The sequence below is a fragment of the Falsiroseomonas selenitidurans genome (genome assembly GCF_012103215.1).
Taxonomy (GTDB): domain Bacteria; phylum Pseudomonadota; class Alphaproteobacteria; order Acetobacterales; family Acetobacteraceae; genus Falsiroseomonas; species Falsiroseomonas selenitidurans.
In genome coordinates this window covers 48,880-55,546 of sequence record NZ_JAAVNE010000036.1, presented here as the reverse complement: position 1 = coordinate 55,546, position 6,667 = coordinate 48,880, and the positions used below count along the sequence as shown (strand labels likewise).

The 6,667-nt window shown below is 71.2% G+C and carries 7 protein-coding genes; 6 read left to right on the top strand and 1 reads right to left on the bottom strand.

The features are described from left to right. Positions 1-407, bottom strand: a 407-nt coding sequence (locus tag HEQ75_RS19385; RefSeq protein WP_209318653.1) for a hypothetical protein, incomplete at its 3' end; no start/stop codon positions are given. Between the two features lie 38 nt (positions 408-445). Here HEQ75_RS19385 and HEQ75_RS19380 point away from each other — a divergent pair. The 6 genes from HEQ75_RS19380 to HEQ75_RS19355 all read left to right on the top strand — a co-directional run bounded on the left by HEQ75_RS19380 (position 446) and on the right by HEQ75_RS19355 (position 6,621). Then, a complete protein-coding gene (locus HEQ75_RS19380) occupies positions 446-937 on the top strand; it encodes a DVU3141 family protein (RefSeq protein WP_168033771.1) in 492 nt (163 codons plus the stop codon). Positions 938-944: 7 nt separating this feature from the next. Beyond that, entirely contained in the window at positions 945-1,778 is an 834-nt protein-coding gene (locus HEQ75_RS19375) for an ABC transporter permease (protein WP_168033770.1), read from the top strand. 9 nt (positions 1,779-1,787) lie between these two features. After that, a complete protein-coding gene (locus tag HEQ75_RS19370; protein ID WP_168033769.1) occupies positions 1,788-2,438 on the top strand; it encodes an ABC transporter ATP-binding protein in 651 nt (216 codons plus the stop codon). After that, positions 2,407-3,624: a capsule biosynthesis protein gene (locus HEQ75_RS19365; protein WP_168033768.1), complete on the top strand. Its 1,218-nt coding sequence runs from the start codon at positions 2,407-2,409 to the stop codon at positions 3,622-3,624. Before HEQ75_RS19370 ends, HEQ75_RS19365 begins: the two co-directional genes overlap by 32 nt. 115 nt (positions 3,625-3,739) lie before the next feature. Beyond that, on the top strand, positions 3,740-5,506 hold the full coding sequence (locus HEQ75_RS19360; protein ID WP_168033767.1) for a polysaccharide biosynthesis/export family protein: 1,767 nt from the start codon (positions 3,740-3,742) through the stop codon (positions 5,504-5,506). 134 nt (positions 5,507-5,640) lie between these two features. Further along, positions 5,641-6,621 carry a tripartite tricarboxylate transporter substrate binding protein gene (locus HEQ75_RS19355; protein WP_209318652.1) on the top strand — a complete coding sequence of 327 codons (981 nt, stop codon included), beginning with the start codon at positions 5,641-5,643 and terminating at the stop codon, positions 6,619-6,621. Positions 6,622-6,667: the final 46 nt, after the last annotated feature.

The window sequence follows — 6,667 nt, the reverse complement described above, 5'->3', positions numbered from 1 at the left end:
CCAGGCACGGCGCCATCGCCGATGCGCCCCTGCCGCACCGCCCGCATCGCACGCGCCACCGGGACAGGGTCCTGTGGCGGGCGCGCGGCGAGGGCCGCGCCGATCGGGTCCGGCCCCGGGCCCAGCACCAGCAGCACCGGCACGGCGCGCCCGGCCAGGCGGGGCGGCCGGAAGGGCCCCGGGGTGTAGCGCAGCGCCGCCATCCCCGGCGCGCCGAGCGGCAGGGCATCGGCCGGATGGCCGGCGCGCACCGCACGATCGGGCCAGAAGGCGGGCAGATGCGGGTAGGCGGCCAGTTGTGCGGAAGTCAGATGGAGTTGCGCCAGCGTGCGATCCTCGGTGGGCTTCAGGAAGATGTCCGGCACCTTGCGGTTTTGACAGAGCTGCGCCCGCGTCTCCTTTTGCATTTTGCCTATGGGCCGGGCTTCGGCTAGTCTGCCGCGCCATGATGCATCGCACACCGGCCTTCGGGACCATTCCGCGCTTCCGCGATCGGGTTTCCGGGGCTGCCAACCCTGGGTCCCTCGGCGCGTCTCTCGAACAGGGCACGCCCGGTGGCCGCGGCGCGGTGCGCCGCGGTGTCACGGCCCTGCTGCTGGGGATGCTGGCGCTGTCCGGCTGCGCCCGGGGGCTGGGCTCGCTTGCCGGCCCCACCGCCGCGGCGCCAGCGTCGGCGCCGGCGGTGCCGGCGGATCCGGTGGTGGCCTTTGCCGGGCGCGCCCGGCCCGGGGCGGCCGAGCGCCTGACGCTGGCCGATGGGCAGACCGCCCAGGTGCGCCTGGTGCGCGCCTACAATGCCGCCAGTGGCCGGGAATGCCGCGAATTGCTGGTCGGCGCCGGCATGGTCGAACGCTCCCGCCTGGTCTGCGCCACGCCGGATGGCAGCTGGGCGGAGGCGCGCCCGCTGCTGCGCGGCGGCGGCGCCGGCCGCCCGTGAGGATCCGATGAGCACCTACACCGGCGGCACCAACGGCCTGCCGGAGGGCTTTCCGCAGCGCAAGAGCGGCCTTGCCCAGACCATCGAGGGCTTCCAGGTCCAGGGGCGGGTGATCCACGCCCTGCTGCTGCGCGAATTGCAGACGCGCTTCGGTCGCGGCGAGCTCGGCTTCCTCTGGCTGTTCCTGGAGCCGCTGATCCTGGCGATCGGGATCGGCGCGCTGAAATCCTTCACGCGGGAAGGCGGGCCGGTGCCGCCCTTCCTCTACGCGGTCGTCGGCTACGCGCCCTATTTCGCCTTCCGCGCCATCATCAACCGGGCTTCTGCGGCCTTTCAGGCGAATTCCTCCCTGATGTACCACCGGCAGGTCCGCCTGCTGGACATCCTGCTGGCGCGCAACCTGCTGGAGATGTCCGCGGTGACCTGCGTGCTGGTGGTGATCCTGGCCGGTGCGCTGTGGGTGATCGGCTTCACGCCGCAATCGGTGCCGATGGTGGTCGGCTCGATGTTGCTGCTGTTCGCCTTCGCGAACGGCCTGTCGCTGCTGGTGGCTGCCGGCTGCGCCCGGTGGGAGATGCTGGAGCGCTTCGTCCACATCTACACCTACATCTCCCTGCCCTTTTCCGGCGCGCTGTTCTCCCTGCACAGCATGCCGAAGGAATTCAGGGAGGCCCTGCTTTGGAACCCGCAGGCCAACCTGCATGAGATGGTGCGCGACGGCATGTTCGGCGACCTGATCCCGGCCTATTACGACTTTCCCTACGTGCTTGCCTGGGTCCTTGGGGTGAATCTGCTCGGCCTGGCTGCGGTGCGTGCCGTGCGCTCGCGCCTCGAATTCTGACGCCGCGCCATGATCTACTTCGACCGCGTCTTCAAGCATTACGAACTCCGCGGCGGCGGCAAGAAGCATGTGCTGCGCAACGTCTCCGGCATCATCCGCCCGGGCGATTCGATCGGCATCCTGGGCCGCAACGGCGCCGGCAAATCCACCCTGGTGCGGATGCTGGCGGGGGTGGAGCACCCCTCCTCCGGCCGGATCGAGCGGCGCATGTCCGTCTCCTGGCCGCTGGCGCACGGCGTCGGGTTGCAGACCACGATGTCGGGCTCCGACAATGCGCGCTTCATCGCGCGGATCTACAACCAGCCCTTCAAAAAGGTGCTGGACTTCGTCGAGAATTTCGCCGAACTCGGCCCCTACATGGCCATGCCGGTCCGGACCTACTCGGTCGGCATGATGGGGCGGCTGCTGCTGGGGCTGTCCTTTGCCGTGGACTTCGACTGCTACCTGATCGACGAGGTGACCGCGACGGGCGATCAGCGCTTCGTCAACCGGGCGCAACAGATCCTGGCGGAGAAGACCCGAGGCCGGTCCCTGGTTCTGGTCACCCATGTGCCGGAACACCTGAAGCTGTACTGCCGCTCGGCTGCGGTGCTGAATGAAGGCAGCCTGACCTTCTTCGAGGACGTCGATGAAGCTGTCGCCACCTATAAAGCCCTCTGAAACCCTGACCGCCTCCGGCGTCGAGCCGGTATCGCGGCCCGGCGCCAGGCGGCCACGCCAGGCGCTGCTGGCGCGGCTCCGGCCACGCACGCCGCTTGCCTGGTATGCGTTGCTGGTGCTGCTGCCGACGCTGCTTTGCGCCGGCTACTACACCTTCTACGCCGCCGACCTGTACGAGACCGAGGCGCGCATCCTGGTGCGCGGCCGTCCGGGCGCGAGTGGCGGCGGCGGGGCCGGGGCGGGCCTTGCCAGCATCCTCGGTGCCACCGCCGGGTCGATGCGCCCGGGCGCGGAGGAGGCGCAGGCCGTGGTGTCCTTCATCGACAGCCTGGATGCCGTGACCGGGCTGCAGCGCGAACTCGACCTGCCCGCGATCTGGCGCCGGCCGGAAGCCGACCTGATTTCCCGCCTGCATTACGAGGATCCGGCGGCCGAGCGGCTGCTGAAATACTACCGCCGCCGCGTCGCCGTGAAATACGAGATCGAGACCGGCATCGCCACGCTGCAGGTCCTGGCCTACCGGCCGGAGGATTCGCTGGCGATCGCGCAGGGCCTGATCCGACTTTCCGAGGAACTGGTGAACCGCTTCTCCGCCCGTACCTCGGCCGACACGCTGCGCGTCGGGCGGGAGGAGGTGGCCATCGCCGAGCGTCGCGTCCTCGCGGCACGTGAGGCGCTGACCGCCTTCCGCGAGCGCGAGCAGACGCTGGACCCCACCGCCGCCGCCGGCAGCGCCGTGCAGACCGTGGCGCGGCTGGAAGCGGCGCTGGCCGAGGCACGGACGGAGCTGCAGGAAAAGCAGGCCTTCATGCGGCGCGACAATCCGCAGATCCAGGTGCTGAACAACCGCATCGCGGCGCTGTCGGCGCAGATCGGCCTGGAGCGCGCGCGCCGGACCAGCGGCACCGAGACGCTGACGCAGCAGATCTCGGGCTATGAGCGCCTGCAGCTGGAGCGGGAATTCGCCGAGCGCATCTATGCCTCGGCCATCGCCTCGCTGGAGGCGGCGCGGGCCGATGCGCAGCGCCAGCAGGTCTTCCTGATGCGGGTCGTGGAGCCGAACCTGGCGGAGCGTGCCACCTATCCCAAGGCCTTCTTCAACACGATCACGCTGCTGGTGGGGCTGTCGGTGCTCTACGCCGTGGGCTGGCTGCTGGTGGCCGGGGCGCGCGAGCACGCAAGCTGAAACCCAGCCGGCCGGGCGCTGGCCCGGCCAACCGGCTGGCGCGGCGCAGCAGCCCGCGCCAGCATGCCCTCTGGCCGGCCCGCACCATGCCGGCCCCTCTTCCGGATTGCCCGACATGTTCCAGACCCAATGCCGTCCCTCCGCCCCCTTCGCGCTGCGCCGGCTGGCCGGCCGCGCGCTGCTGCTGCTGGCGCTGCTGGGCCCCGGCCTGGCACAGGCGCAGGTGGCGCCGCCCGGCGTGCCGGCGGCGATGACGCGCGGCCCGAGCGTCGGCACGCTGCCGTCGCTGCTCGGCAACACCGACCCGATCACCACCTCCCGCGCCGGATCGGCGACGGCGGCGGAAGGCGGGCCGATCGCGGTGGGGCCGATCGGCGATCCGGCGCGGGTCGCCGGGCCGGCGACGGTGGTGTTCGGCGCGGCGCTGTTCACCCGCGCCGCGGCTTCCGCGACGGACACGCCCAACCCGAACTACGTGATCCGCCCGGGCGACCGCATTTCGGTCACCGTCTGGGGCTTCGTCGAGGCGTCCGTGGTCGGCGTGGTGGACCCGGAGGGCAATCTGTTCCTGCCACAGATCGGCCCGATCCGCATGGCCGGCACCCGCGCCGGCGACGTGCAGCGGGTGGTGGAGGCGGAGGTGCGCCGCGTCTACTCGCAGCAGGTGCAGGTCTATGCCGTGCTGCTGAACGCCAGCCAGGTCGGCGTCTTCGTCGCCGGCTATGTCCGCCTGCCGGGGCGCCACCTCGGCGCCGGGTCGGACAGCATCCTGGACTACCTGACGCGCGCCGGCGGGGTGGACCCCGGCCGCGGCTCCTACCGTGACATCGCCATCAACCGCGGCGGCCGCACGGTGGCGCGGGTGGATCTGTACCGCTTCCTGCTGACCGGCCAGCTGCCCAACATCACCTTGCAGGAAGGTGACACGGTGGTGGTTGCGCCGCAGGGCGCCATGGTCGGGGCGGATGGCGCGGTGCGCAACAACTTCCTGTTCGAGGTCAGCGGCCGGACCATGGCGGGCGACGAGCTGCTGCGCCTGGCCTCGCCGCTGCCATCGGCCACCAACGCCGTGGTGCGCGGCACCCGCAACGGCCAGCCCTTCGCGCGCTATGCCACGGTGCGCGAACTGGCGCGGCTGCAATTGCTGGACCAGGACACCGTCACCTTCATCACCGACGCGCCGGCGCCGACCGTCCGCGTTTCCATCGAGGGCAGCCGCATCGGGCCCTCCGTGCTGATCGCGGACCGCGACACCACGCTGTGCACCCTGCTGGACTATGTCGCGGTGGACCCGCAGCTGGCCAACCCGCAGGGCGTCTTCCTGCTGCGCCCCTCTGTCGCCGCGCAGCAGACGCGCGTGATCAATGAGGCGATGGACCGGCTGGAACGCCAATTGTTCCTCACCGTTTCCTCCACCACCGGCGTCGCCGAGATCCGCGCGGCGGAGGCGCAGCTGGTCGCCACCTACATCCAGCGCGCCCGCCGCACCCGGCCGGAAGGCCGGCTGGTGGTGATGGACCGCGGCGGCCGCTGCGCCAATGTGCGGCTGGAGGATGGCGATGTCGTCGTCATCCCGGAACGGGTGCAGACGGTGCTCGTCTCCGGCGAGGTGGCGGTGCCGCAGGCCGTGGTCTGGCGCCCGAACATGCGCATCCCGGACTACATCCGCGCCGCCGGCGGCCTGGCGGAGCGCGGCAGCGAGGCGCAGGTGATGATCCGCAAGGCGAGCGGCGAGCTGATCCTGGAGCCGGAGGAAGGCCCGGCGCCGGGCGACGAGTTGATCGCGCTGCCGCGGCTGGACCCGAAGAACTTCCAGATCACCCGCGACCTGCTGAACCTGATCTTCCAGTCCGCGCTGTCCGCCCGCGTCTTCATGAACTGAGCGCGATCGTCGCCGCCGCGCCCGGCCGGGGCGATGCGGCGCCGCGCCGGGACGATTGCGGCGCGGCGCGGGGCGCGATACCAGATCAGGGCGTGACCGGCCCCAAGGCCGGCATCTGGCAGGGAGGCCGTACCTTGATCAATCACCCCGACCGTCTCACCCTCGGCCGCCGTGCCGCGCTCGGCCTCGGCGCCGCGGCAATCGCTGCGCCGGCCCTGGCGCAGGAGCGTTTCCCGAACCGGCCGATCCGCATGATCGTGCCCTGGGGCGCCGGCGGCACCACCGACATCCAGATGCGCGTGCTGTGCGAACAGGCCAGCCGCCGCCTGGGCCAGCCCATCGTGGTGGAGAACAAGGCCGGTGCCGGCGGCGTGCTGGGCCCGCAGGCGCTGGCCGCGGAGCGGCCGGATGGCTACGTGCTGGGGCAGATGCCGATCAGCGTGTTCCGCCACCCGCAGATGGCGCAGCGGGCGCTGTTCAACCCGCTGGAGGACTACAGCTGGGTCATCCACCTGACCGGCTACCTGTTCGGCATCGTCGTTGCCGCCGATGCGCCCTGGAAGACGCTGGAGGAATTCCTCAGCTACGCCAAGGCCAATCCGGGCAAGGTGAACTACGGCACGCCGGGCGTCGGCACCTCGCTGCACATCACCATGGAACAGATCGCCGGCCAGCGCGGCATCGAATGGACGCATGTGCCGTTCCGCGGCTGGGCGGAGAACAGCCAGGCGCTGCTTGGCGGGCAGATCCAGGCCAGCGCCGACAGCTCCGGCTGGTCCGAACTCGTGCTGTCCGGCCGGATGCGGCTGCTGACCACCTGGACGGCGGAACGCGCCAAGCGCTTCCCCAACGTGCCGACGCTGCGGGAGAGCGGCATCGACATCGTCTCCGCCTCGCCCTACGGGCTGGCCGGGCCCAAGGGCATGCCGGCGGAGCGACTGCGGATCCTGCACGACGCCTTCAAGGAAGCGCTGTACGACCCGGCGCATATCGCCATCCTCGACCGCTTCGACATGGCGCCCTTCTACCTGAACCCGGCGGATTACGCGGCCTTTGCCCGCCGGCAGTATGAGGAAGAGGGCGTGATGATCCGCCGCCTGGGGCTGCGCCTGTAGCAGCGCCGCGGGGTGAGGGGCGGGGCGGACGGGCGGGGCTCGCCCA